The organism is Kordiimonas sp. SCSIO 12603, from assembly GCF_024398035.1.
In the GTDB taxonomy this organism is placed as follows: domain Bacteria; phylum Pseudomonadota; class Alphaproteobacteria; order Sphingomonadales; family Kordiimonadaceae; genus Kordiimonas.
In genome coordinates this window covers 232,095-256,164 of sequence record NZ_CP073748.1, presented here as the reverse complement: position 1 = coordinate 256,164, position 24,070 = coordinate 232,095, and the positions used below count along the sequence as shown (strand labels likewise).

At 46.6% G+C, this 24,070-nt stretch carries 25 protein-coding genes and 1 tRNA gene; 18 read left to right on the top strand and 8 right to left on the bottom strand.

What is annotated here, in order from left to right:
• Positions 1-97 precede the first annotated feature (97 nt).
• Entirely contained in the window at positions 98-982 is an 885-nt protein-coding gene (locus KFE96_RS01105; protein WP_255834173.1) for a dienelactone hydrolase family protein, read from the top strand.
• A 108-nt stretch (positions 983-1,090) separates the two neighbouring features.
• Here the strand turns inward: KFE96_RS01105 and KFE96_RS01100 are convergent, their stop codons facing one another.
• Complete coding sequence (locus KFE96_RS01100; RefSeq protein ID WP_255834172.1) at positions 1,091-1,924, bottom strand: helix-turn-helix transcriptional regulator; 834 nt, start codon at positions 1,922-1,924, stop codon at positions 1,091-1,093.
• Positions 1,925-2,134: 210 nt separating this feature from the next.
• Here KFE96_RS01100 and KFE96_RS01095 point away from each other — a divergent pair, with 210 nt between their 5' ends.
• The 3 genes from KFE96_RS01095 (at position 2,135) to KFE96_RS01085 (ending at position 5,123) form a co-directional block, all read left to right on the top strand.
• Positions 2,135-2,854 (top strand): CPBP family intramembrane glutamic endopeptidase, encoded by a 720-nt coding sequence (locus KFE96_RS01095; RefSeq protein ID WP_255834171.1) that lies wholly within the window; start codon positions 2,135-2,137, stop codon positions 2,852-2,854.
• Between the two features lie 221 nt (positions 2,855-3,075).
• Complete coding sequence (locus tag KFE96_RS01090; RefSeq protein ID WP_255834170.1) at positions 3,076-3,708, top strand: ATP-binding cassette domain-containing protein; 633 nt, start codon at positions 3,076-3,078, stop codon at positions 3,706-3,708.
• The gene (locus KFE96_RS01085) at positions 3,705-5,123 is read left to right on the top strand and encodes a hypothetical protein (RefSeq protein WP_255834169.1); all 1,419 of its coding nucleotides are present in this window, start codon (positions 3,705-3,707) and stop codon (positions 5,121-5,123) included. The genes KFE96_RS01090 and KFE96_RS01085 overlap by 4 nt, the downstream gene beginning before the upstream one ends.
• A gap of 68 nt (positions 5,124-5,191) precedes the next feature.
• Here the strand turns inward: KFE96_RS01085 and KFE96_RS01080 are convergent.
• Together KFE96_RS01080 and KFE96_RS01075 are read right to left on the bottom strand one after the other, a co-directional pair.
• Positions 5,192-5,267, bottom strand: a tRNA-Ala gene (locus KFE96_RS01080).
• Between the two features lie 111 nt (positions 5,268-5,378).
• Positions 5,379-5,699, bottom strand: a complete 321-nt coding sequence (locus KFE96_RS01075) for a TIGR02300 family protein (RefSeq protein WP_255834168.1) — start codon at positions 5,697-5,699, stop codon at positions 5,379-5,381.
• 122 nt (positions 5,700-5,821) lie between these two features.
• Here KFE96_RS01075 and aroA point away from each other — a divergent pair, with 122 nt between their 5' ends.
• Positions 5,822-7,141: a 3-phosphoshikimate 1-carboxyvinyltransferase gene (gene aroA / locus KFE96_RS01070; RefSeq protein ID WP_255834167.1), complete on the top strand. Its 1,320-nt coding sequence runs from the start codon at positions 5,822-5,824 to the stop codon at positions 7,139-7,141.
• 31 nt (positions 7,142-7,172) lie between these two features.
• The gene (locus tag KFE96_RS01065) at positions 7,173-8,498 is read left to right on the top strand and encodes a S41 family peptidase (RefSeq protein ID WP_255834165.1); all 1,326 of its coding nucleotides are present in this window, start codon (positions 7,173-7,175) and stop codon (positions 8,496-8,498) included.
• A gap of 42 nt (positions 8,499-8,540) precedes the next feature.
• Here the strand turns inward: KFE96_RS01065 and KFE96_RS01060 are convergent, their stop codons facing one another.
• On the bottom strand, positions 8,541-8,951 hold the full coding sequence (locus KFE96_RS01060; RefSeq protein ID WP_255834164.1) for a VOC family protein: 411 nt from the start codon (positions 8,949-8,951) through the stop codon (positions 8,541-8,543).
• Positions 8,952-9,086: 135 nt separating this feature from the next.
• Between KFE96_RS01060 and cmk the strand changes: the two genes are divergently transcribed.
• The 5 genes from cmk to pyrF all read left to right on the top strand — a co-directional run bounded on the left by cmk (position 9,087) and on the right by pyrF (position 13,336).
• Positions 9,087-9,716, top strand: a complete 630-nt coding sequence (gene cmk, locus KFE96_RS01055; RefSeq protein WP_255834163.1) for a (d)CMP kinase — start codon at positions 9,087-9,089, stop codon at positions 9,714-9,716.
• 192 nt (positions 9,717-9,908) lie between these two features.
• Positions 9,909-11,606, top strand: coding sequence for a 30S ribosomal protein S1 (gene rpsA, locus KFE96_RS01050; protein WP_247019975.1), 1,698 nt, complete (start codon positions 9,909-9,911; stop codon positions 11,604-11,606).
• Positions 11,607-11,892: 286 nt separating this feature from the next.
• Positions 11,893-12,171: an integration host factor subunit beta gene (locus KFE96_RS01045; protein WP_255834162.1), complete on the top strand. Its 279-nt coding sequence runs from the start codon at positions 11,893-11,895 to the stop codon at positions 12,169-12,171.
• A 32-nt stretch (positions 12,172-12,203) separates the two neighbouring features.
• Complete coding sequence (locus KFE96_RS01040; RefSeq protein ID WP_255834161.1) at positions 12,204-12,569, top strand: LapA family protein; 366 nt, start codon at positions 12,204-12,206, stop codon at positions 12,567-12,569.
• Between the two features lie 53 nt (positions 12,570-12,622).
• Positions 12,623-13,336 (top strand): orotidine-5'-phosphate decarboxylase, encoded by a 714-nt coding sequence (gene pyrF, locus KFE96_RS01035; protein ID WP_255834160.1) that lies wholly within the window; start codon positions 12,623-12,625, stop codon positions 13,334-13,336.
• Positions 13,337-13,345: 9 nt separating this feature from the next.
• On the opposite strand, the gene KFE96_RS01030 is transcribed toward pyrF, so the two are convergent.
• On the bottom strand, positions 13,346-14,503 hold the full coding sequence (locus KFE96_RS01030) for a LytTR family DNA-binding domain-containing protein (RefSeq protein ID WP_255834159.1): 1,158 nt from the start codon (positions 14,501-14,503) through the stop codon (positions 13,346-13,348).
• 466 nt (positions 14,504-14,969) lie between these two features.
• On the opposite strand from KFE96_RS01030, the gene KFE96_RS01025 reads away from it, so the two are divergent.
• The gene (locus tag KFE96_RS01025) at positions 14,970-16,688 is read left to right on the top strand and encodes a serine hydrolase (RefSeq protein ID WP_255834158.1); all 1,719 of its coding nucleotides are present in this window, start codon (positions 14,970-14,972) and stop codon (positions 16,686-16,688) included.
• A 25-nt stretch (positions 16,689-16,713) separates the two neighbouring features.
• Here the strand turns inward: KFE96_RS01025 and KFE96_RS01020 are convergent, their stop codons facing one another.
• The gene (locus tag KFE96_RS01020) at positions 16,714-17,286 is read right to left on the bottom strand and encodes a TetR/AcrR family transcriptional regulator (RefSeq protein WP_255834157.1); all 573 of its coding nucleotides are present in this window, start codon (positions 17,284-17,286) and stop codon (positions 16,714-16,716) included.
• Positions 17,287-17,397: 111 nt separating this feature from the next.
• On the opposite strand from KFE96_RS01020, the gene KFE96_RS01015 reads away from it, so the two are divergent.
• Both KFE96_RS01015 and KFE96_RS01010 read left to right on the top strand, forming a co-directional pair.
• Positions 17,398-18,024, top strand: coding sequence for a glutathione S-transferase family protein (locus KFE96_RS01015; RefSeq protein ID WP_255834156.1), 627 nt, complete (start codon positions 17,398-17,400; stop codon positions 18,022-18,024).
• A 50-nt stretch (positions 18,025-18,074) separates the two neighbouring features.
• Positions 18,075-18,746, top strand: a complete 672-nt coding sequence (locus KFE96_RS01010; protein WP_255834155.1) for a cupin domain-containing protein — start codon at positions 18,075-18,077, stop codon at positions 18,744-18,746.
• On the opposite strand, the gene KFE96_RS01005 is transcribed toward KFE96_RS01010, so the two are convergent.
• Positions 18,743-19,204, bottom strand: coding sequence for a GNAT family N-acetyltransferase (locus KFE96_RS01005; RefSeq protein WP_255834154.1), 462 nt, complete (start codon positions 19,202-19,204; stop codon positions 18,743-18,745). The genes KFE96_RS01010 and KFE96_RS01005 overlap by 4 nt on opposite strands.
• Entirely contained in the window at positions 19,204-19,602 is a 399-nt protein-coding gene (locus KFE96_RS01000; RefSeq protein WP_255834153.1) for a DUF3052 family protein, read from the bottom strand. Before KFE96_RS01000 ends, KFE96_RS01005 begins: the two co-directional genes overlap by 1 nt.
• Positions 19,603-19,807: 205 nt before the next feature.
• Between KFE96_RS01000 and rpmI the strand changes: the two genes are divergently transcribed.
• The 4 genes from rpmI to pheT all read left to right on the top strand — a co-directional run bounded on the left by rpmI (position 19,808) and on the right by pheT (position 24,013).
• On the top strand, positions 19,808-20,005 hold the full coding sequence (gene rpmI / locus KFE96_RS00995) for a 50S ribosomal protein L35 (RefSeq protein ID WP_247019996.1): 198 nt from the start codon (positions 19,808-19,810) through the stop codon (positions 20,003-20,005).
• Positions 20,006-20,040: 35 nt separating this feature from the next.
• Positions 20,041-20,400, top strand: a complete 360-nt coding sequence (rplT, locus tag KFE96_RS00990; protein WP_255834152.1) for a 50S ribosomal protein L20 — start codon at positions 20,041-20,043, stop codon at positions 20,398-20,400.
• A gap of 137 nt (positions 20,401-20,537) precedes the next feature.
• Positions 20,538-21,617, top strand: coding sequence for a phenylalanine--tRNA ligase subunit alpha (gene pheS / locus KFE96_RS00985; RefSeq protein WP_255834150.1), 1,080 nt, complete (start codon positions 20,538-20,540; stop codon positions 21,615-21,617).
• Complete coding sequence (gene pheT, locus KFE96_RS00980; protein ID WP_255834148.1) at positions 21,614-24,013, top strand: phenylalanine--tRNA ligase subunit beta; 2,400 nt, start codon at positions 21,614-21,616, stop codon at positions 24,011-24,013. The genes pheS and pheT overlap by 4 nt, the downstream gene beginning before the upstream one ends.
• Positions 24,014-24,070: the final 57 nt, after the last annotated feature.

Genomic DNA, 24,070 nt, shown 5'->3' with positions numbered 1-24,070 from the left:
GCCGTGCAATGCGGCTCCCTGCCGTAGTTCTGAAACCAGCTTTGTGCTAATCAGCATGCAGGGTTTCTCGTCAATAATCTAAACTTGGGAGGTGGAAATGTGTGACGATCTAACGGAAGAAGACAATATTGTCTTTGAAAAAAAAGGTGGTGCTGTTAACCGCCGTGATTTCAGCAAACTAAGTATCGCTGCAATCACAGCTATGATGGCACCTTCTGCAGGTGTGTTCGCTGATGATACTATTCTGGAAAGTGATGTCACTGTAGATATGGCTTCAGGCCAATCTGATTGTTATTTCGTTCGCCCGTCTACGGGCAAACATCCTGGTATTCTATTGTGGCCAGATATTAAAGGCCTGCGCCCGGCATTTAAGGCAATGGGACGGCGCCTTGCAAAACAAGGGTATTCTGTTCTTGTTGTAAACCCGTTTTACCGGGATGCAAAAGCACCTGTTGTTGGCCCGGACGCTAGTTTCCGTGATCCAGATACTCGTAAATTCCTTATCGGTATGGCGCGCAAGCTAACGCAAGATGCCAGCATGTCGGATGCTAGGGATTACATTAAATTCATTGATGCGCAAGAGAGTGTCGATACCTCTAAAAAGATTGGTACGATGGGATACTGTATGGGGGGCCCGCTTATTATGCGAACGGCTGGTGCAGTGCCGTCACGTGTAGGAGCTGCGGCTTCCTTCCATGGGGGTGGCTTAGTGCGTGATAGTGAAGACAGTCCTCATCTTCTTATTCCAAACTCACCAGCCCATGTTCTTCATGCTATTGCTGAGAATGATGATGAGCGCTTCCCGGATGCAAAAAATGTTCTGCGGGCTGCTTATGAAAAAGCAGGTATTCCGGCTGAGATAGAGGTTTACAAAGGCACATTGCATGGCTGGTGCCCGCCTGACAGCCCTGTTTACAATAAAGAGCAAGCTGAAAAAGCATGGTCCAGATTGCTGGCGCTTTTTGAAACCGCACTGGGATAGTGCCAAGACAGTTATAAAGCGTACGGTCTAACCTTCTAGAGAAGGTTAGACTAAAGTCACAACCATGATCAAAAGCTTGATCTTCTTCATATACTGAGCCTGGCATTCTTATTGGTATTGGCTTGGGGTAATGCCTGTGGCCTTTTTAAAGGCGTACGCCATATGGCTTTGATGGCTAAATCCAGTTGCAGCGCTAATCTCAGAAAGCGATAGCGGTCCGGCTAGATGTTCTTTTACTTTCTCTAGGCGAGCAAGCATCACGAATTCAGCAGGCGACACGCCGAAACTTATTTTAAACATTCGTGCAAAATGAAAAGGACTTAGGTTAACAATCTCAGCCATATCAGCGAGGGTTAGCTTTTCGTGCAGGCAGTCATATATAGCTGTTTTTATCCGTCTCATATTGAATGGAGAAAGCCCGCCGTTAATCGTTTGATCTTTTATGTGGAAACCGTTGTAGTGGGTCAGAATATGATGAAGGATCGCGTATAATAACTGTTCTGTAGCAAGGGAGAATGCCTGCTCCTTGTGTTCGCAGATATTTAGATACTTGGAAAATAAGCCGCTGAGTTTTGGATCTTGCTTATAGGTTAAATCGCGTAAATCAATAAAGCGCACATCATCATCAAAATTTAAGGCGGCATACTGCTTCAGTGCTTTGTCAGTAAAATACAAATGGGCAAATTCAATGAGGCCATTAATATGCCAGTCAGATGCTTGTCCTTGCGGCATTTGACAAAGGGAGTTTGGGCCGCCTTTTCTACCCACCTGATCAGACCTATAGCTGGTCTCGCCGCCTTTAATATACATGCTTAGGGTATGTTTGTCGGGGCTATGGTAGTTCACTTGGGCCTGAGAGATTTTCCAGCGCTTGATCTCAACTCCGGGCAGAAACTCCGATTGAGTTAATAGAGAGGCGTTAAATGTATGCAGGTCTGCCACGTCTTCATCTCCAAGGAAACACCCTGATGAAAAGGGTTCGGTTATAAACCGCAAGATTATGATATAGGGGCGTTTTTTCAAATTATAAGATGCTAAAGCTACCTTTTACGGATGAAACGTTCGGCTGATTGTCACGATTAAGCTGAGATCATTTCAAGGATATTGGGTAGTTTTTATCTAGATTGAAAAAGCAAGTACAAGAGAAGCCGTATGCCCGAACACAGTATTAACACTCAACCCAAGGAAAATATTTTACTCTACGGTATAGCGTTAGGGGTATTTGCCATATTGTTGGTGCTACGAGAAAATACCAGTTATTCGCATATTTATGATGTGCTGCCTGTTATGGGGCGTACCCTTCCATATGTTGCGCTAACTTCTTTGCTGGTAATTGCTTTTAAGATGAACGGCCATCATGTGCGAGATATCGGCTTGCGACTGCCTGATTGGAATGTTTCAAAAAGTAAAATGGTTATGTTGATCATCGGGGCGGCACTGCTAATTTTAATAGCGCGTTTTGTTACCGCTATTCCCGTATCTTTATTAATGAATCATATGGATATTCTGGCGTCGAGGCTTGGGCAAACAGGCCAGCTGTCAGGTAACTTACCGCTATTGTTGATGATACTACCAGTGATGTGGATAGCTGTGGTTAGTGAAGAACTGCTAATCCGGGGTTTCCTGATGAATACACTTGCTCGTGTGTTTGGTGATACCAGAAAAGGCTGGATTTATGCGATTATTGGCTCTGCAATCATATTTGGTATTGGGCATTTCCCTCAAGGTCTAAGAGGGGTGATCGGTGCTGGCGTTGGTGGGCTTGTTTATGGAACTGCCTACTATCTGGCGGGGCGTAGTCTTGTCCCTGGTATTATTGCGCATGCTGGCGTGAATACGGTTGGTTTTATTGCTGCATATTCTGAAGTGTAGTAGCAATAATGGCCTGTATCTCCTTGTCTCAATTTCACCAGCATATCGTTCATAAAACAAAGTGAACAATAGTTCCCCCTAAGGTTATGTAAAGCAATCTTGGTCCCTAATAATTTGAAAAGAATGAAAAAAGTTGCCTTAACGAGAGAAAAGGCGATAGCCTCAAACTAAAGATTGCCAGCAGTAAGTAATGAGATCATTAAATCTCAATTAGGGGGCTTATGCTAAAACTTGATAATGTTTCAAAGCGTTATAAAAAACGCTTAATTCTCAATGATGTTAGTTGTGAGTTTAATTCTGGTTTAAACCTATTAGTTGGCCCTAGCGGCGCAGGAAAATCTACACTTCTTCGTATGTGTGCGACTGTGGAAAAACCAACCTCGGGTCAGTTGTGGTGGTATGATAAACCTTATGCCAAAGTTAAACGAAAACTGAGATATGAATTAGGCTATGCGCCTCAGATTGTTGACCTTCCTCTTGATGTGACTGGGCGAGAGTTTTTAGAACATATGGCGGCATTAAAGGCCGTGGGTGAAGGTGCAAAAGTTCAAATAACCGAACTTTTGGAGCAGCTAGGTCTGAGCCATGATGCTGACCAGCGCATCATTGGCTGGTCTGGTGGTATGCGCAGACGGTTAATATTGGCTCAGGCATTTTTAGGGGCGCCGAAATTATTGGCGCTGGACGAACCAACTGCGGAATTGGATACTGATACAGCAACAAGAGTTGCGGAATTGATAGCCCACGCAGCCCAATCAGCTACGATATTGCTGACTACCCATTTAGTAGATCATTTTGATTCTATAGGCGCCAATATTGTACGAGTTGCAGATGGCGGGGTGCATGCAACATGAGTACTTTTGGCGTCCTTCAATCTAGCACCCAGTTGGAACTGAAACGCTATGTACGCAGTTCCGCTTTATTGTTGGCGGCACTCGCGACACCCATAGCAGCGCATTATATGGTGCCAGACAAAGAGGCATCCTACGCGGTTTTAACAATTAATCAGCAAGTGCCCGTTTTAACAGCAGCAATTTTGGGGCTTGATCTTGGTGTAATCGCAGCAACCTTGTTGACACCGCTTGCTTATATCTTTTTGAGGGCTGGGCCTACGCGGCACCGGCCATGGCAGATAACAGATACAGCGGCGCATTCACGTGTCGCTTGGGCTTTAGGCCGCTGGGCTGCTGATACATGCGCTTTATGGATGTTACTGGTCGGGCTTACTGTAGCTGGCTTGATCCTTGGTATCTTTAGGTTAGAAGGCCAGATGAATATTGTTGAAACAACAATTGCTCTCTGGTTGCCCGCTGCGCCCGCACTTGCCTTGATTGCTGCAATTCGACTGTTTTTAGATGCACGCAACCTTACCCGTCGGTGGTTTGGGGATGTGGTCTTTTTCATCCTTTGGATAGCTTTGTTGATCGTGAGTATCATTGGAACCGTTGATCCTGAGACCAATTACATGGCCAATAATCCAATGACAGACGCCTTTGGTTTTACTTCACCTATTATTGGTGCGGTAGATTATCCCGTAGATGGTGTAACCATTGGTGGTGCACCTAATAGCGGTGAAACAGTTATGGTTGATGCTTATCGTGGTGTTACTGACGCAGGTTATATGGTGGCGCGTTTGTCTTGGCTTGGTATTTCAGCACTGGTTGCTGTTGTTGCAGGGCTGATTTGGGCGCCGATGAAGGCTCGTTCGATTAAGGTGAAGGGTAATCCAGCCGCACCACTATCAACATATAAAACATCAATAAAAGATGTGCCGTTTAAGGCACCTAAAGTCGTTTCTGCGCGAATGTCTCATTATATCGCTGGTGTTATTAATGAAATTAAATTGCTGTTTAGAAGTCGCCTATCTCTACTAATTTTGTTGGCGGTTGCAATTGCCGGAGCATTTTTACCTTTTAGAACGGTTGCGGGTCCTGCAATTTTCTTGGTGCTTATATTTCCAATCTCGCAGGCAAGCGCTCGGTGGCAAAACAACACTGTAAGCACTTTGCTTAATACATTTGGGCCAGGGCGTTTTGAGCGAGCGGTCATTTTGTTTTTGAGTTCAATGTTTGTGGCAATTGTGACGCTTACGCCTGCAATGATTGTTGCCGTTTTTAGTGGTAATTCAAACAGCTTAATGGACGCAGGGCTGATTGCGGTATCTGTGCCGTTGGTTTTAGTTGCCCTTGGAGCCTTAACCCGTAGCGCTGTGACAGGTCGGTTGATTATGTTAATGGCTTGGTATGTTTATCTGTCATCTGCGACTTAAGCTTTATGTAAGCTAATTTAAATGGGCTTTAAGCTAAGGCTAGATTAAGTCGGATGAAGCTAAAATATTGGTGGAGCCGAGGGGGCTCGAACCCCTGACCTCTACACTGCCAGTGTAGCGCTCTCCCAGCTGAGCTACGGCCCCATCTGATCGTCTGGTGCGAAATATATAGGTAACTGCTTGAAGCTAGGCAAGAAAAAAGCGGGCTAATTGGCCCGCTTTTTCATTTAGTAGAATTTGCCAGAAGCAAAATTCTTACTGGTCATCCTCAGTGAGGGATGTATCAACCATGCTTGAAACTTCAGCATCATCGTCATCATCGAGGCTTACAGCATCAATATCGTCGTCACCGCCAACTTCTAGATCATCATCTTCTAGATCCAGATCTTCGTTTTCGGAGCTTTCTTTCTCAGCTTTTTCTTCAACAATGATCGGCTGTTTAGTCTTTAGAATTGGCTCAGGTTTGAAATCTGTACCACATTCAATGCATACAACCGGGTCGTCTTTTTGTAGGTCATAAAAGCGCTCGCCACACTTTGGGCATGTGCGTTTTGTACCCCATTCTGGTTTTGCCACGTGCTTCTCCTTGAAATTTGACGCGCTTTAGAGCTATGAATTTGGCGCATCCCTTGCCATGATCGGCAGCGACTGTCAAAGCAATAGTCGTTCACTTGTTTTATTAATACGGAAATTTCACTGTGCCAAGCCTTGTTTCTCAGTCTAAATCAGCACTTAAGGGCCAAATAAAGGTTCCAGGTGATAAATCGGTGTCTCACCGCTCACTTATGCTTTCTGCTCTCGCCGTTGGGGAAAGCCGAATCAGCGGTCTTCTTGAAGGAGAAGATGTGTTGGCAACCGCTGATGCTATGCGGGCCATGGGTGCAAAAATTGAAAAACTTGAATGTGGTGACTGGGTTGTAAACGGTGTTGGTGTTGGTAGCCTTCTGCAGCCGGATGATATCATTGACATGGGAAATAGCGGTACGAGCTGCCGCCTGTTGATGGGTTTGATGGCGAGCCATGATATTACTGTAACGGTTACAGGGGATGCTTCACTTCGTGGCAGGCCGATGAAGCGCGTTATCACGCCGCTTAGTGAGGTTGGTGCAGAATTTACTGCACGAGATGAAATTTACCTGCCGATTACTATTAAAGGCACGGATACGCCGATGCCCATTGATTACACAACGCCAATGGCCAGCGCGCAGGTGAAATCAGCAGTGATGCTGGCAGGGTTGAATACCCCAGGTATTACGACAGTTCGCGAAAAAATCTCTACCCGAGATCACACTGAACGCATGCTAACGGCGATGGGCGCTAAGGTGACGACGACTGAGGAGAATGGCTATTATGTTATCCGCCTTGAAGGCCAGCCTGAACTTAAGCCTATTAGCCTTGAGGTGCCAGGCGATATTTCTTCAAGCGCTTTCCTTCTGGTGGCGGCAAGTATTATTCCGGGATCAGATATTCTGATCGAAAATGTTGGTCTTAATCCGCTCCGTACAGGTGTGGTGGATGCGCTGAAAGCGATGGGTGCAGATATTACCGTGGAAAACCCGCGTGAACTTGGTGGAGAGCCTGTGGGTGATCTGCGTGTGCGCTATGCTCAGCTTAAAGCGGTTACTGAATTGCCTGTTGATCCAAGTACAATGATCGATGAATTCCCGGTGGTCTTCTGTGCCGCGGCGGTGGCAGAGGGTACCAGTCGTTTTATGGGGCTTGAAGAGCTACGCGTTAAAGAGAGTGACCGCCTCTCAGCAATGGCGGAAGGCCTTAAAGCCAATGGTGTTGAGCTGAAAGAGTTTGATGATGGTATCGAAATCATTGGTAATGCAGGCAAAGTACCGGGCGGTGCGCAGGTGAAAACCTTCCTTGATCACCGCATTGCCATGAGTTTTGCCATTCTTGGGCAGATGGCAGAAGCACCGATTACCGTTGATGATGCTGCTCCGATCCAGACCAGTTTTCCAACTTTTGTTGAGTTGTTAACGGGCCTTGGCGCGGGTATGACGGTATAACTTGGTATCACCGGTGGGGGCAGGTTGAGGTATGAAATATCTGGTTTTTCTGGCTTTAGGTTTGCTGGTGTCTGTGCAGGCTAAGGCGGATGATAATCTGGATGGCGTATGGAAAACCGAAGGATATGGCTTTCTATTTCATATTGAAGGGAACCGAGTTTCCATTTTCGAAACAAGCGGTGTGAGCTGTTTGCAGAGTGTGCTTTCTCCAGATTCTATGACCTACCAATCTGGTGATGAATATGTAGCTAGCTTCTCTGTAGCTGTACCAGGTTTCATTGAAGCAGATATGCGCGTTACCGCACCAGATAATGGTATTCGCTATTTCAGCCGTTCTGATACAGGATCAAAAATGAAGGCGGAACGCTTAAATGAGTTGCCAGCCTTGTGTGATCAACCCGTCGATCGTTCAGTTGAGGCTACAACGATAGCCTTTCTTAGTATTTTCGAACAAAACTACCCTTTCTTTGAAGAGAAAAAGATCAGTTGGGATGAAGAAGCCATACTCAAGGGCGCGTCTGCTGTTCAAACTTCCGCTGAATTGCATGATCTCTTTGTAAACGAACTTCTAAAACTTCGAGATCCACATACGGTACTCGTAGCTCCCAGTGCAGAACGGTATTTCTTTGGGGCCGAGCATGTTGAACGCGTGCCAGCCTATAATGGTTTCGAGCAGGTTGGTAGCGTTATTGAAGATCACTATCTTACGGGCGGTGTAAGCTCATACTGTGATAACCAGTTTCAGTTCGCAGATATCAAAAGCGGTATTTTATATCTCCGATTAGCTTCTTTTACATCGTGTGAAGGATATGAAACGGCTCTTGATGGGCTTTTTAAGAAGCTTCAAGCAAGCGATAAATTGATTATTGATTTGCGCTCAAATATTGGTGGAAGTGACCAGATGGCGCTGCAACTGTTATCTCGCCTGACAAAAGATGATTATATCGCATACTCGAAGCAGGCGGCGGTAGATTTCGCAGCAACTGGAGAGTGGACCGCACCAGAACCTATTATGGTTGAAGCGTTTGGCGAGAATTCTTATGGCGGTGATATTGTGGTGCTAACAGATGCGGGCACTATGAGTGCCGCAGAAACGTTTCTGATGGGCCTTAAAGGGCGAACACCTAAAGTCACCCAGGTTGGGGAAGCAACGGTCGGCGCTTTCTCAGATATCCTGCCGCGGATTTTACCAAACGGATTTTTGCTTGGGCTTCCAAATGAACGCTATGTTGATGGAAGCTGCAAGAGCTTTGACATGACAGGCCTTAAGCCTGATATCGCTGTTACCCTTAATCTTGAGAAGCTGCTAGCGGGGCAAGATAATCAGTTGGATGCGGTGCTTGAGATATTGAATTAATAACAAGAGCGTATTTGGTACGCTCTTGTTATTAAGTATTCTTTATTGTTCGGGGAACTGAGCGAAAGTTACCAGATGGCCACCTGGCTCTCGGTATGTAATTTCGCGGGCACCGTAAAAGGTGGTGCGTTCTTCCATCACTTTATCATACCCCTTCAGTTTTTCGGCAACAGCATCTAAATCATTTACCGTTACATAGAGAAGAACCGGGCTGCCTGCGGTGGCTAGGGAGGCATCATCCTCTTTCAGGCTGTCATGGGTTTGGTACATTACCTGCTGATTGCCGTTCATAAGAATAGCAAAGCCCATCGCACCTTCCTCTGGTACACGTACCGTTACTTCAAAACCAATCTTCGCAAAAAATTCTGCAGATGGTTCTATGCTATCAACAGGCAAATTAGGTGTGAGTTGCTGGATCATGATCTGTGCCCCCAAAATAAGTGCTTTTAACATAACATCCCTCTTTAAGCATGTTCTTGATTTGTTCCTTATCATGGGATGTGTTATTTGTAAAAATATATTCTTCGCTGGCGCCAGTAGGCTGTATTTTCTATAAGCGCCGCAGATATCTAAAAAAGGTGATTCGCGTTGATTATTGCAATTGATGGCCCAGCGGCAGCTGGAAAGGGAACGCTTGCCAAGCGTCTGGCAAAAGAGCTGGGTTATGCTTATCTGGATACTGGCGCACTTTACCGTGCGGTAGGGCTTGCGGCTTTGAAGGCGGGTGTGGACCCGAAAGATAACGCCTTCGCGGAGGCCGCATCAGCGGATCTGGATCTATCCCTCCTTGAAGCACCAGAACTACGCCATGAAGCAACGGGCACTGCGGCGTCTCACGTGGCTGCTATGCCGGTGGTTAGGTCTAACCTTCTGAATTTTCAGCGTAATTATGCGTCCAATCCTCCGGGTGGTGTTGAAGGTGCTGTACTGGACGGCAGAGATATCGGTACTGTGGTGTGCCCCGATGCGGACTTGAAACTGTTTGTTACAGCTAGTGCAGAAGAACGAGCGCGACGTAGAACCGCAGAGCAGGAAAGTCGCGGCGAGGTGGCGGATTTTGAAGCTATTCTTGCTGATGTTAAAGCCAGAGACGAGCGCGATATGAACCGTGCGGAAGCGCCTTTGAAGCCCGCTGAAGATGCCCTCTTGCTAGATACAACATTATTAGATATAGACGCCGTGTTTCAAAGAGCTGTTGCGGTCGTACGCGAACGATAATAGTTCCAATAACCGAAGACGCATTACATGCGGTCCCCATGCTTTACGCGTGAGGGATATTTTGTGTTGCTGTTAGAGGCTTCCGGGCAGGAGAAAATGAAAGGGTTGTCCTTTCGTTATATATCCCGGGAGAAGACCGCCGGAACCAACCGGCTGGCACGAAAACAAAACTATACTGAAAGGAAGACTTAAATGTCTGACGTGGCAACAATGCCTAGCCTCTCTGATTTTGAGGCCCTACTGAATGAATCTATGCCAGCTGAAACTGGCTTTGAAGGCCAGGTTGTAACTGGTACAGTTGTTTCTGTTGAAAACGACTTCGCGATCGTTGATATCGGACTTAAAGCCGAAGGTCGCGTTCCTCTTAAAGAATTCGCAATGCCAGGCCAGCAAGCTGAAATCGCTGTTGGAGACAATGTTGAAGTATTCGTTGATCGCGTTGAGAACGCACTTGGCGAAGCTATCCTGTCTCGCGATAAAGCGCGCCGTGAAGAAGCTTGGACTGAGCTTGAAAAAGCATTTGAAGGCGACGCTCGTGTTAACGGTGTTATCTTCGGCCGCGTTAAAGGCGGTTTCACTGTAGACCTGAACGGCGCTGTTGCGTTCCTTCCTGGTTCACAAGTGGACATTCGCCCAATCCGCGACGTAACACCGCTTATGAACATTGAGCAGCCATTCCAGATCCTGAAAATGGATCGTCGTCGTGGTAACATCGTTGTATCTCGCCGTGCTATCCTTGAAGAAGATCGTCAAGGCCAGCGTGCGGAGCTTCTTGGTAAGCTTAAAGAAGGTGATGCAATCGACGGTGTTGTTAAGAACATCACTGATTATGGTGCGTTCGTTGATCTTGGCGGTATCGATGGTCTTCTCCACGTTACTGACATGTCATGGCGCCGTGTTAACCACCCATCTGAAGTTCTTACAATTGGTGAGACTATCAAAGTTCAAGTGGTTCGCATTAACCCTGAGACACAGCGCATCAGCCTTGGCATGAAGCAGCTTGCTGAAGATCCATGGGAAGGCATCGAAGCGAAATACGTTGTTGGCGCTAAGTTCAACGGTGTTGTTACAAACATCACTGACTACGGTGCATTCGTTGAGCTAGAGTCTGGTGTTGAAGGTCTAGTACACGTTTCTGAAATGAGCTGGGTTAAGAAGAACATCCACCCAGGTAAGATCGTTTCTACAAGCCAAGAAGTTGAAGTTATGGTTCTTGAAGTTGATGCTTCTAAGCGCCGTATTTCTCTTGGTCTTAAGCAGTGTGGCGACAACCCATGGGAAGCATTCGCTGATAAGTACCCTGCAGGTACAGAAATCGAAGGCGAAGTTAAGAACATCACAGAGTTCGGTCTGTTCATCGGTCTTGAAGGCGATGTGGACGGCATGGTTCACCTATCTGATCTTGATTGGGATCGTTCTGGTGAAGAAGCTATCCAAGACTTTAAGAAAGGCGACACAGTTAAAGCCGTTGTTCTTGACGTAGACATGAAGAAAGAGCGTATCTCTCTTGGTATCAAACAGCTTTCTGGCGACCCATTTGCAGACGTTTCTTCTAAGAAACGCGGTGAGCAGGTTTCTGTAGTTGTTACTAAGGTAACTGAGAACGGTCTTGAAGTTGAGCTTGGCGACACTGGTGTTTCTGCGTTCATCCGCCGCTCTGATCTTGCACGTGACCGTGATGACCAGCGTCCAGAGCGCTTCTCTGAAGGTGACAAGCTTGATGCAATGGTAACTGGCGTTGATAAGAGCAGCCGTAAAGTTAACCTTTCAATCAAAGCTCTTGAGATCTCAGAAGAAAAAGCTGCTGTTGAACAGTTTGGTTCATCAGACTCTGGTGCAAGCCTTGGTGATATCCTTGGTGCTGCGCTTGAGAAAGCAAAAGATAACTAAGCCATACGCTTATTATTCTTACGGGAAAGCCGCTGCCATTTTTGGTGGCGGCTTTTTTGTATTTGAACAGGGGTGGTTAGAAAAATCTCTTACTCTGGTGGGTTAAATGGGCCTGATTTTGTGTGAAAAACGAATAAATTCAAAAAAAATGTAAGAATATGCCCATAAAAGCCTTTTCTTTGAACGACTTATCTTGACGGATGCGCGATCAAGTGGCACGCTACTTCCAACGGACCACGGGTGATAGTGCCGAGTGAAGTAAGACAGCCCCCACGGGAGGATGCATATGATCAAGTCCGAATTGATTAACAAAATTGCAGAAGAGAACCCTCATCTTTTTCATCGGGATGTGGAACGAATTGTTTCGAAGATTTTTGATGAAATTACTGGCGCACTTTCTCGCGGGGATCGCGTTGAACTACGCGGTTTCGGGGCTTTCTCAGTAAAAGAACGTCCTGCTCGTGTTGGACGTAACCCGCGTACGGGTGAGCAAGTGGATGTTTCCGCGAAAAGAGTTCCATACTTTAAAACTGGTAAACATCTACGCGAACGCCTAAATAAATAGGCACGCGTTTTAACCATACTTGGAACTACATTATGGGCAAGTCCTTGCTACTCTTGATTCGCCGCCTTTTCTGGCTGCTTATAGGGCTTGCTCTGGTGTTTTTTGCGGTTAATAATCGTACGATGGTTCAAATTTCCTTTGAACCATTCTGGAGCGGCTTTTCTATGCCGCTTTACCTTCTCTTGTTCATTGGTATTTTTATTGGGCTTTTGGTTTCCGCTTTTGTAACCGGGTGGCTTCGCCTTGAAGGTTTCACAAAGCGCCGCAAAGCCGAACGTAGGGCTGGTTATCTTGAAGACCAAATGTCTGCTATGGCAGAAGATGCATACGTAACGCAGGCTGCGCGAGCGAGAGAAACAGCCCAAACTGGCGGCAGCGTGCTTGCCAAAACAGAGTAAAACAGGCTACATGCTGGCTTCAATCGTATCTCTTATTATAAGGCGACTGAACCATGAAACCTAGCGACCGCATTTACTGTGCTCTTGATACTGTTGAAACTCAAAAAGCTGTGGATTTAGCCAAAACACTGAATGGTGTTGTTGGCGGTATTAAGCTTGGCCTTGAGTTTTACTGTGCGAACGGTGCGGATGGTTTTAAAGCAGTTGCTGAAACGGGCATGCCGATTTTCCTTGATCTGAAATTCCATGATATTCCAAATACTGTTGCGGGAGCTATAAGAGCGGTCGCACCACTTGGCCCAAAAATTCTGACCATTCACACTCAAGGTGGACCTGAGATGATGCGCCGTGCGTCGGAAACTGCTGCGGAAGAGGCTGCAAAGCATGGTCATGCGAAGCCGTGGGTCACAGGTGTTACTATCCTTACCAGTTTGGACGATTCGGATATGAAGGCGATTGGTGTTGAGGATGTGGTTGCTGATCAGGTTGCCCGCTTAGCAGCGCTTGGTGCAGAAAATGGCCTTGACGGGATGGTATGTAGCCCCCGTGAAATATCATTAGCTCGTGCTGCAACAAATCCTGATTTCAAGCTTGTTGTGCCAGGTATTCGCCCTGCAGGTAGTGCAGCTGGAGATCAGAAAAGGGTGATGACCCCCTTTGATGCCGTAGAAGCCGGGGCTGATGTTTTGGTGATTGGTCGCCCAATTACTCAGGCAGATGATCCGCGAGCTGCCGCAGAAGCCATTGCAAAGAGCATTAATGGTTAAATTCGGCGTTTAGGATAAAGCTTTTCTGACCTGCGGCATGATTCTGCGGCTCACAGGAATGGTCTGCGTCTCTGTAAGTTTTAAACTCCCTTGGCCGGATGTTTCTCTTACAAGTTCAAGAATATGATGTGTGTTCACAAGATAAGATCGGTGAACGCGCATAAAACTGCTAGGCAAGCTTTCCTCAAATTTAGAAAGCCTTGCTGTATGCAATAAGGTCTCTCCGCCTGTAAGATAGATTTCTACATAATCGCCTGCTGCTTGACAGTAGATGATCTGGGTCGTGTTGATACGTTTGATTTTCCCTGCTTCTGAAATCTGGATTATGCTTGGGTTGTCATTTTCCCGCTTGCTTTCCAAGACCAGTTGTAGCTTGTCGGCGCGTTTTTGTTCCGAGCGCAAGAGCGCCCGCTTTTCTTCCAGTAAAGTGGCGTGATCCCAGAATAAAAAGATAAAGAGCAAGGCTACGGAATAATAATAATAGGTATCTAAAAATGCATTAGGTGCGGCGACAATAATGGTTGCGAACACGAAAAGTACCACGGTGTAGATTTTTGCATGAAGTTTCTGTTTGTAAATACCGTGGCTCGTTAACAGAAAAGCTCCTATCGTTGGTCCAAGCATGGCAAAGGCCGCTTTGTCATTAAAGGATGGTTCTACAACTGCCGGCAATTGCAGCATAAGAAGGCTAGCAAAAAAATAGATAGATCTGATGTTGGGACAGAACTTTTGGAATATATAATAAAACAGGAAACTACCCGTTAGCCCTGAGAAAAGGGCTACGAGAATAAGCCTTATTTCCTGAAAGGGGTATTCATACTGAAAGAGCCCGCGGGTGATTTCGGCAAGAAGCTGTAACACAGTGAAAAGCGCACCAAGCGGCAAGGCGAGCCCTTCTAATATATTCTTCTGTCGGAACCCCTGAAAACCAAAATAAAATACACCTACCAGTAAAATGCCCAAGGGTATTGCTGAGGGTAGATAGTTCTTTAAAGCAACATTTGGCGGATGGTTATAAGGACCAATAGCAAGATAATGTATCGGCGATTTCAGAGCGATATAGCTATTATGGTTCGATAGTTGGATAATGAGGTTGTTTTTCCCTGCTCTGATTTGCTGGCGTGGTAAGGAGAAGACGGCATCCATTTTTCCGGGGATTTCATCCACTGAATTAGAGGCTGGCTTCCCATTGTGCCCAAGTAGAGACCCATTCCAATACAAACTGCTTGAAATGGTGCCTGAGATGAAAAGTCCCAGTGGTTCTGGTTGCTTTAATATCTCGTCAGCGATTGTGACAGTTGCTTTAACCCAAGCTGACTTCTTATGTGGTTTAACGTCGTAGAAACTGGTTTTAGTGCAGCCTGCATCTTCGAAATTTGGCATTGAAGCAGCATCGCTGTAACAGATGGTTACATCTTTAATATGGGTGAATTTATCTTCGGCCAGTGAAGCTTGCGTGGCAATAATCCAGCAAAGAACTACCTGGCTAAGGAGTTTTATCAGAGATGTTTTTGTGTATGACATCCATGTACCGTTTATGGGAAAGACTATACCGTTTACCGAACTCAGGCAGAAACCTGCCGAAAAGTTATTACCCTATTTATAGTTTTGACTATGCAGCGAGTAAATAACTATGGAAATACCAACAATTATCAAAAACAGCATTATCGGTGTGGCTACCATTTTTGCGGTGAGTGCTATCACATGCGCTGAAGACAGGGTTGATATCCGCCTGAAGGAGACAATCCAATACGACCAGCTCCTTGAAAAGCACCAACTTACTGGCCTGTCGGTCGCTGTCATTGATAACTATGAACTTGTTCATCTCATCGGTGCTGGAGAAAAAGACTACGGAACAGGCCAGTTGGTTGATCCTGATACTGCTTTTTCAACGGCTTCCGTTTCCAAGGCTATTACAGGCCTTATTGCTGTGTTGCTGGTGGAACAAGGTGTGCTGGATTTGGATAAACCTGTTTCAGAATATCTGAAGCGTTGGTCTTTGCCTGAAAGCGACTTCAATAAATACCAGCCTATTACACTGCGCCACCTACTAACGCACACGGCAGGAACATCTCAAAGCGGGTTTGCTGATTATTATCCGGGTGACGATATTCCCACTCTGATTGAAAGCCTGAATGGTGAGAAGCTGGCCCGCTACAAGGAGCCTATTACTATTATGTGGGAGCCCAGGCAGCGGTTTAAATATAGTGGCGGCGGGTTTGTTGTAGCACAGGTAGCAATAGAGGATGTGACAGGAAAAACACTCCCAGAATTGGCAAGAGAAATGTTGTTTGATCCACTTGGTATGCGAAATACGACCATGCATCAGGTCGGGCATAAGGAATTCCCGAAGAATGTGGCTAAAGCTCATGCGTTTGACAGAAGCCATTTTGGTGACGGTGGAGTTCTTATTAACCCACAACAGGCAGCAGGTGGTGTTTGGAGTAGCGCTGCAGATATGGCGAAGCTGGTTTTGGATATGCAGAAAGCACTTGCCAACAAGCCTTCAAAGGTGATTTCTCCTTGGGTGGCGAAGACTGTTACATCGATTCAGACATTTAAGAAAGCTGGGGGCTGGGGCCTGGGTTGGGCGAGGTATGAAGCGCAAGGTAATCTCGATTGGTTTTCGCACCTTGGCTATAACACCGGTATTGGCGGTGCTGTAATGGGCAGTATGGAAGGCGGAAAAGCTATTATTGCTTTTGGAAATGGGGTTCACCGTGTGCGGGTGCCTGCCATTAATGAAGTGATCGCAACAACTATTAAAACACTGGGGTGGAAGCGAGAGATTCAGGTAAGTGAGACGGATATACCTGAAGAAGTGCGGTCCCGTATTGTTGGGCATTACCGGAATTTGAACACGGGGTATTGGTCTCCGTTTCATGAAGTAGTGACAATTGAAGAGCGGGATGGTGCTTTGTGGCTTGATAATTCAATCAAACGCAGAGCCCCTCGAAAGCTTATTCATATCGGAGAAGGCAGGTTCAAGATGGATGAATTCAATGGAAGTGAAATTACCATCGAAAAGAATCCTTCTGATCAATCATGGTACTTAACTATGGGCCGTAAAGGCATGAATTCGAAGGCCTATGCTCTCAGAAAATTAACACCCGGTTATAAGTTGCCATATGACCTTATTTATGAAGGGCAATTTGATGTCGCTCTAGCGGCTTATAAAGCCTGGAAACAGGAAGTGCCTGAAAGTAGCCTTCTAACTGTGCGTAATCTTTTACAGGAAGCGGCGTATGCGGCTGAGAATAATCAACAGACTATAGCGAAAGATTTCTACAGGATTGCTCTGCATTTTTACCCTAAAAATTCAGAGGTGTTGGAGAAACTTAAAGCTCTATAGGTGCTGATCGCCCCACGGGGCGATCCTATTTCAGGGTATTTGAAACCCATAACTTCAGGGTTTGTTCAGCTATTTCAAAATGACTTTTATCTGATGTGGCAACAGCTTGGGTCATAGCGCCTTGAAGGCTGCTGATCATAAAAGAAGCAATAGCACTTGCATCCACTGATGGTGCGCCAGAGGAAATGGCTGTTTCTGTCCAGCCCTTCACCTGCATGAAGAATGAAAGAACTTTAGCAGCAACAGGTTCGGGCAGGTAACTTGCTTCTGAACCCAGCATACAACAAAGGCATACCTTATCATCGCCGTATAGGGCGGTTCTGTATATACCAATAAGGCGGTCAAGGCGCTGTCTTACTTCATAAATGGATGTTGCTTCAGGCTCGCCGAGTGATTCGAGAATTTTCTCGGTATACCGGCTGACAACAGCCTCTCCTAAGTCTGCTTTTTGCGGAAAATGATAATGCACGCTGGCGCTTTTCACACCAACTTCAGTGGCTAAATCTCGGAAACTGACGGCGTCAAAACCGCCGGAACGCATGTGTCTTTCCGCGGCATCCAATATTTCTTGTGCTTTTGGCGAATATGTTTTGGTCATCTTTTTACTATCTATCAGAAGATAGGCTGTTGACAAGTGCCAACAACATACCCATGTTATTTTCATTATCTATCTACTGATAGGTAAGTAGGTAAAAAAGAGGAGATTTCAATGAAGGTTTATGAATATAAGGGTTTCCCAAACCCAGCACGTGTCCGTTTGGCTCTCGCGGAAAAAGGTCTGATTGATAATGTGGAATTTATCCATGTAGATGTGATGGCGGGTGAACACCGTACACCTGAATTTCTGGCAAAAAACCCATCAGGTGTGGTGCCGGTACTGGAACTTGACGATGGTACCATTCTTTCTGAATCGGCAGCGATTACAGATTATGTTGATCATGTAACTGGTGATCAGGATCTTACAGGGAAAACGGCCGCTGAACGTGGCAGAATCCATATGATCCAGCGTAAGATCGAAGATGGCCTTCTTGAGGCAGTTGGCGCGTATTTCCACCACGCGACGGATGGTCTTGGCCCGGATATCGAAACCTACCAGAATGCTGATTGGGGTAATTTCCGCCACGGTGTAGCGCTGAAGACCATGCGCTGGATGAATGAAATCCTTGAAGAGCGTGATTATTTGGCGGCAGATCATTTCACGGTTGCCGATATCACCGCGGTAGCTGGCTTTGCGTTTGCTGATTTTGCGAAAATTGAAATCCCCGAAGATTGTGCGAATGTAAAGGCTTGGCGTGAACGCGTTTCCGCGCGTCCATCTATGACGCATGCGGTTTAAAAATTTTCTGGCGTCTGCTGGCATGCGGGCGCCGCTACAGGAGAAGAGTGATGGATAAACATACAGATTTCTCAAAGCGTGTTTCCGTGCATGATGTAGAGAATGAGTGGCAAGCATCTCCGATGGCAGGAGTTGAACGGAAACTCCTTGATCGTCTAGGTGATGAAATGGCGCGAGCTACAACGATTGTTCGGTATGCACCGGAAAGCCATTTTTCCGCTCATACACATACGGGCGGTGAAGAATTCATTGTGCTTGATGGAGTATTTCAGGATGAGCACGGTGATTATCCTGCTGGTTCATATGTGCGTAACCCGCCAACCTCAAGCCATACCCCCCGCTCTGATGAAGGTTGCACCATCTTCGTGAAGCTATGGCAGTATGATATGGATGACCGTACTTTTGTACGCACGGACATGCATAAAATGGGCGCTGTTTCAGAAGCAAATCGCCCAGGCGTGAAAGTAACGCCACTCTTTGAAGATGAGCGTGAGTTCGTCCGCCTTGAAACACTTTCTCCGGGCGTGGAAACTGAAATCGTGGCAGAAGGCGGTGCTGAATTCCTTGTACTTGCTGGCAGTTTTCATGAAGAAGGCGAAACTTTTACAGAGCGCAGCTGGTTCCGGGTGCCTGTTGGTTATGTTGCCAAATTAAAAGCGGGCGAAGACGGTGCGAAGATTTGGGTGAAAACTGGCCACCTTAACTATGTAGTGCGCCCTTAGCCCTCAATCACATATTCCATGAAGGGCAAAACACGCCCTTCAATGCTGCCTGATGGCACTGTTCGGGTAGTTTTTGCCCCCATATAATTATAGAAATCTTCAGCATACGGATCTGCATGGATAGTGATTTTCCTGACGCCTGCAGCATGAGATGTTTCTTTCACCCAGTTGAATAGCTGTTTGCCAACCCCTCTGCCAATTGCATCTGGACAAATGAACAGTTTATCCAGTTCTGCATTTTCATCAGTGATTTCCAGTTGGGTAACACCGAGGATTTGCGAGCCTTCTTCAGCTACCACCACATGATGATTTTCCAGATCGCTTTTGTTGATGTGAAGTTCTTCGGTGCAGGCCTTCATAAAGGCTTCATCATATCCCCAATAAGCTTTTGAACGCATGCAGAGATCATGCAGTGCATCAAGTTCACTACTGATAGCAGGTCTAAGTGTAATGCTCATTATCTTAGTTCCTTACGAATCATCAGTTTGAGGCCCGACCATATTTCATTGACCGCGCATACTTTTACATCAACAAGACCAAGCGGCAGCGCAATTTCACGAATTGTATCTTCGGTGATGGTTGTTGGTACTTTTGAGGCCTTCTTTGGCCAGGAAACCCAGATCATACCATTGCGGTTTATCTGATTCATGAGATGGGGAAGATCGGTCTCAAGATCAGTTCGTTCTTTATAGAAACCGTGGATGAAATGGCAGTTTTCCGGGGTATTTTCCTCTACTCCTAGAGGAAGTGGCCCGAGAAGTTCCGAATAGTTTTCTGGGGCGCCCACGAACCTGAGGCGAAAACCTTCTTTGATTCCCAGCTTTTTTATAAGTGGTGTACCTGAATAACCCACCATAATATCCTCCCCTCACTTGTTGTTTATGTTGGCAGTTTTCTGATGTATTTCAAGGCTTCAAAACCGCTGAAAACTGCGGTGTCTGAATCATCTTGCAATGCGTAATCACTTGCTGTATGAAGCCCACTTCACCGAACCGTCCGGCTGTTTAATGGGCTGCCGCGGGGGTTCTTGTTTACTATCTTTACGTATGTGAGGACAGAAAATGCCCAAGATGAAGACAAAAGCGAGCGTTAAAAAGCGCTTCAAGCTCACTGCTTCTGGTAAAGTACGCTCTGCTCAGGCCGGCAAACAGCACGGTATGATCAAGCGCACCAATAAGCAAATCCGTAACCAACGTGGCACAACTATTCTTAAAGATTGCGATGCGCAAATCGTTAAGAAGTTCATGCCTTACGGCTAAGCCACTCACGAATCTGAAGGTTAAGGAGAAATACCATGGCACGTGTTAAACGCGGTGTAACATCGCACGCTCGTCACAAGAAGGTTCTTGAGGAAGCTAAAGGCTACCGGGGCCGTCGCAAGAATACTATCAAAGTTGCTCGCCAGGCTGTTGAGAAAGCCGGTCAGTACGCATACCGCGACCGCAGAGCTAAGAAGCGCAATTTCCGCGCTCTTTGGATTCAGCGTATCAACGCTGGTTCGCGTCAGTTCGGTCTGCCATACGGCCAGTTCATGCACGGTCTTAAGCTCGCTGGTATCGAGCTTGACCGTAAAGTACTGAGCGACCTTGCAATCAACGAAGCTACTGCTTTTGAAGCGCTTGTGGAACAGGCTAAGGCCGCCCTTGCGAAATAAAGCTGGCTCGTAGATTTATCGCGACCAAATTTATGAAAAGGGGGTCTGGCCTGTGGCCGGATCCCCTTTATTTTTTGTTTCATAGAAACTTCGTATTATTCATTTGAAACACTTGTGGTTTTGTAACTGGAAGAAAAATGCAGGAACAGATCTCATCCCTTAGGGAAGAAATTACAGCACAGGTTTCGGGCGCTGAAAGCATGGCAGTCCTTGAAGAAATTCGTGTTGCGACACTTGGTAAAAAAGGCAGTGTATCAGGCTTGATGAAAGGCCTTGGTGGCATGTCTCCTGATGAACGTAAGGTGATGGGCCCTGCGTTAAACGGCCTGAAGACAGAGGTTGCTGATATTCTGGCAGCTCGCAAGGAAGTGCTTGAGGAAGTTGAACTGGAAGCCCGCCTTGCATCTGAGCGCGTTGATGTAACGCTGCCGGTGCAGGAACATGCAGCTGGTTCCGTTCACCCAATCAGCCAGGTTATGGATGAGATTGCAGAGATTTTTGCAGGCCTTGGTTTCGATGTGGCTGAAGGCCCGGATATTGAAACTGATTTCAATAACTTTACGGCACTGAATATTCCTGAAGAGCACCCTGCACGTCAGGACCACGATACATTTTACCTAAAGCCGGATGCTGAAGGTAACCGTAAAGTACTACGTACGCATACAAGCCCTGTGCAGGTTCGTACGATGATGTCAAAAGAGCCTCCGATCCGAATTATTGCACCGGGCCGCACTTACCGCAGCGATTCTGATGCAACACACACACCGATGTTCCACCAGGTGGAAGGTCTTGTGATTGATAAAGATACGCATCTTGGGCACTTGAAAGGCACATTAGAAGCCTTCCTTAAAGCCTTCTTTGAAGTTGATGCAGTAACACTGCGTTTGCGTCCAAGTTATTTCCCGTTCACCGAGCCTTCTATGGAAGTGGATGTACAGTGCAGCTTTGATGGCGGCACTGTGAAAATTGGTGACGGTAACGACTGGCTTGAAATTCTGGGGTCAGGCATGGTGAACACGAAGGTTCTTGAGGCATGTGGCCTCGATCCAAATGTTTACCAAGGTTTCGCTTTCGGCTGCGGTATTGACCGCCTTGCAATGCTCAAATACGGCATGAACGATCTACGTGCCTTCTTTGATGCTGACCTGCGCTGGTTGAAGCATTACGGTTTCCAAGCGCTTGATCTACCTACTATTGCCGGAGGGATGAGCCGATGAAATTTACACTGAACTGGCTCAAAGACCATCTTGATACAGATGCGAGCCTTGATGAGATTCTTGCAAAGTTAAATGCGATTGGCCTTGAGGTTGATACGGTAACAAACCCAGCTGAAAAACTTGGCAGCTTCACAGTTGCTGAAGTTGTGGATGCTGTTAAACACCCTGATGCAGACAAGCTGAAAGTGTGTACTGTAAACACAGGTTCTGAAACCATCACTGTTGTTTGTGGTGCGCCGAATGCTCGCAAAGATATGAAAGTGGTTCTTGGCCGCCCAGGTGATTATGTGCCGGGCCTTGATGTAACACTGGCGCTCCGTAAGGTACGGGGCGTTGAATCAAACGGTATGATGTGTTCTGCCGCTGAGCTTGAGCTTGGTGAAGATCATGATGGTATCCTTGATTTGCCAGCTGATGCACCTGTTGGTGCAAGCTATGTTGAATGGGCTGGTCTTGATGATCCGGTGATTGATATCGAAATCACTCCTAACCGTCAGGATTGTTTGGGTGTTTACGGTATTGCCCGTGATCTCGCAGCCGCTGGCTTAGGCACACTGAAGCCACTGGCTGTTGAGAAGATTGCTGGCGCATACGATAGTGATGTAACCGTTTCTATTGATCTGCCAGAAGAAGCAAAAGATGCGTGTACTTATTTTGCTGGCCGTAAATTCACTGGCGTGAAAAATGGTCCAAGCCCACAGTGGATGCAGGACCGCCTTAAGGCAATTGGTTTGCGCCCAATCTCCGCGCTTGTGGATATCACTAACTATATCTCATACGAGTTTGGTCGCCCACTGCATGTTTATGATGCTGCGAAACTTCAGGGTAATTTGAAAGCGCGTCTAGCAAATGAAGGCGAAAGCTTCCTAGCGCTTGATGATAAGGAATATACAGCAAACGGTTCTGAAACAGTGATTGCAGATGATGCGGCTGTTCTTGGTTTCGGCGGTATTATTGGTGGGGAAGAAAGCGGGTGTACAGAAGAGACGACAGATGTTGTTCTTGAGGTAGCCCTGTTTGATACAGTGCGTACCGCTTTCACTGGCCGTGACCACGGTATTAATACAGATGCCCGTTACCGTTTTGAACGTGGTGTAGACCCACTGTTTGTGGCAGATGCGGTTGAGATCGCATCCAAGATGATCATGGATCTTTGTGGCGGCGAACCAAGTCATGTGTTCTCAGCTGGCGACACACCAGTATGGGATCGCAAGGTACCGTTCCGTTCAGAGCGTGTGAAAACTTTGGGCGGTCTTGATCTTCCAAAAGAAGACAGTGTGCAGATTCTGGAAACACTTGGTTTTGGTATTGAAGGCAATGATCCATACACAATCACAGTACCAAGCTGGCGCTGTGATGTGGTGGGCGAGCCTGATATCGTTGAGGAAGTACTCCGTATCCACGGATATGACTTTATTCCGAGTGTTCAGCTACCAGCAACAGACCATAAAGCTGGTTCAACGCTAAGCCCGCGTCAGAAACGTGCACGCGCCGTGAAGCGCAAGCTTGCGTCTGCTGGTATGCACGAAGCGGTAACATGGTCTTTCATGTACCGTGATCATGCTGAACTGTTTGGTGGCGGACAGGACTGTCTGATGGTAGATAATCCGATTTCATCAGAGTTGAACTGCATGCGTCCAAGCATGTTGGCTAACCTGATGCAGGCAGCACAGCGCAACAAGGCACGCGGTGCATCAAGCGTTGCTCTCTTTGAAGTTGGTCAGGTATTCGCTGATGATACCGAGAAAGGCCAGTTGTTTGTTGCAACAGGTATTCGCACTGGCGTTTCAACTGAACGTCATTGGGCTCAGGCTTCAGAAGCGGTTTCTGTGTTTGATGCAAAGCGTGATGCGATTGCAGCTCTTGATGCAGCTGGTGCACCAACGGCGAACCTTCAGGTGTTTACTGAAGCACCGAGCTATTATCACCCTGGTCGCTCAGGTACTCTTCGCCTTGGCCCAAAGAATATTCTGGCAAGCTTTGGTGAATTGCATCCGAAAGTGCTTAAGTCACTGGATGTGGATGGCCCGGTTGTTGGTTTTGAGGTGTTCCTTGATAAGATTCCAGCAAAACGCGGTAAATCTGTAGCTAAAGGTGCGCTAGAAGTTTCAAATCTTCAGTCTGTAGAGCGTGATTTTGCATTCCTTGTGGATGCGGATGTTCAGGTGGCGAACTTGGTTCGTGCTATCCAAGGTGCAGATAAAGCATTCATCAAGAAAGTGAATGTTTTTGATGTATATGAAGGCAAGGGCGTTCCGGAAGGGCAGAAGTCTATCGCGATCTCTACACTGCTAGAGCCGAAGAATGAGACTTTCTCTGATAAAGATATCGAGGCGATCTCTGCGAAAGTGGTAGCTGCGGCGGAAAAAGCTGTAAGCGCAACTTTGCGTGGTTAAAAACGACTGATATAATAAAAAATCCCGATCGGGGCTTGCAAAATGGCTCCGATCGGT

What these genes read in the sequence shown, in the direction of transcription:
- KFE96_RS01040 (WP_255834161.1), top strand. Translation starts at nt 12,204, where the DNA reads ATGGGCAAGTCCTTGCTACTCTTGATTCGCCGCCTTTTCTGGCTGCTT.
- KFE96_RS01000 (WP_255834153.1), bottom strand. Translation starts at nt 19,602, where the DNA reads ATGGTGGGTTATTCAGGTACACCACTTATAAAAAAGCTGGGAATCAAA.
- rplT (WP_255834152.1), top strand. Translation starts at nt 20,041, where the DNA reads ATGGCACGTGTTAAACGCGGTGTAACATCGCACGCTCGTCACAAGAAG.
- KFE96_RS01045 (WP_255834162.1), top strand. Translation starts at nt 11,893, where the DNA reads ATGATCAAGTCCGAATTGATTAACAAAATTGCAGAAGAGAACCCTCAT.
- rpsA (WP_247019975.1), top strand. Translation starts at nt 9,909, where the DNA reads ATGTCTGACGTGGCAACAATGCCTAGCCTCTCTGATTTTGAGGCCCTA.
- KFE96_RS01025 (WP_255834158.1), top strand. Translation starts at nt 14,970, where the DNA reads ATGGAAATACCAACAATTATCAAAAACAGCATTATCGGTGTGGCTACC.
- pheT (WP_255834148.1), top strand. Translation starts at nt 21,614, where the DNA reads ATGAAATTTACACTGAACTGGCTCAAAGACCATCTTGATACAGATGCG.
- KFE96_RS01060 (WP_255834164.1), bottom strand. Translation starts at nt 8,951, where the DNA reads ATGTTAAAAGCACTTATTTTGGGGGCACAGATCATGATCCAGCAACTC.
- pyrF (WP_255834160.1), top strand. Translation starts at nt 12,623, where the DNA reads ATGAAACCTAGCGACCGCATTTACTGTGCTCTTGATACTGTTGAAACT.
- KFE96_RS01020 (WP_255834157.1), bottom strand. Translation starts at nt 17,286, where the DNA reads ATGACCAAAACATATTCGCCAAAAGCACAAGAAATATTGGATGCCGCG.
- KFE96_RS01095 (WP_255834171.1), top strand. Translation starts at nt 2,135, where the DNA reads ATGCCCGAACACAGTATTAACACTCAACCCAAGGAAAATATTTTACTC.
- KFE96_RS01005 (WP_255834154.1), bottom strand. Translation starts at nt 19,204, where the DNA reads ATGAGCATTACACTTAGACCTGCTATCAGTAGTGAACTTGATGCACTG.
- KFE96_RS01105 (WP_255834173.1), top strand. Translation starts at nt 98, where the DNA reads ATGTGTGACGATCTAACGGAAGAAGACAATATTGTCTTTGAAAAAAAA.
- KFE96_RS01065 (WP_255834165.1), top strand. Translation starts at nt 7,173, where the DNA reads ATGAAATATCTGGTTTTTCTGGCTTTAGGTTTGCTGGTGTCTGTGCAG.
- rpmI (WP_247019996.1), top strand. Translation starts at nt 19,808, where the DNA reads ATGCCCAAGATGAAGACAAAAGCGAGCGTTAAAAAGCGCTTCAAGCTC.
- KFE96_RS01010 (WP_255834155.1), top strand. Translation starts at nt 18,075, where the DNA reads ATGGATAAACATACAGATTTCTCAAAGCGTGTTTCCGTGCATGATGTA.
- pheS (WP_255834150.1), top strand. Translation starts at nt 20,538, where the DNA reads ATGCAGGAACAGATCTCATCCCTTAGGGAAGAAATTACAGCACAGGTT.
- KFE96_RS01015 (WP_255834156.1), top strand. Translation starts at nt 17,398, where the DNA reads ATGAAGGTTTATGAATATAAGGGTTTCCCAAACCCAGCACGTGTCCGT.
- KFE96_RS01090 (WP_255834170.1), top strand. Translation starts at nt 3,076, where the DNA reads ATGCTAAAACTTGATAATGTTTCAAAGCGTTATAAAAAACGCTTAATT.
- KFE96_RS01085 (WP_255834169.1), top strand. Translation starts at nt 3,705, where the DNA reads ATGAGTACTTTTGGCGTCCTTCAATCTAGCACCCAGTTGGAACTGAAA.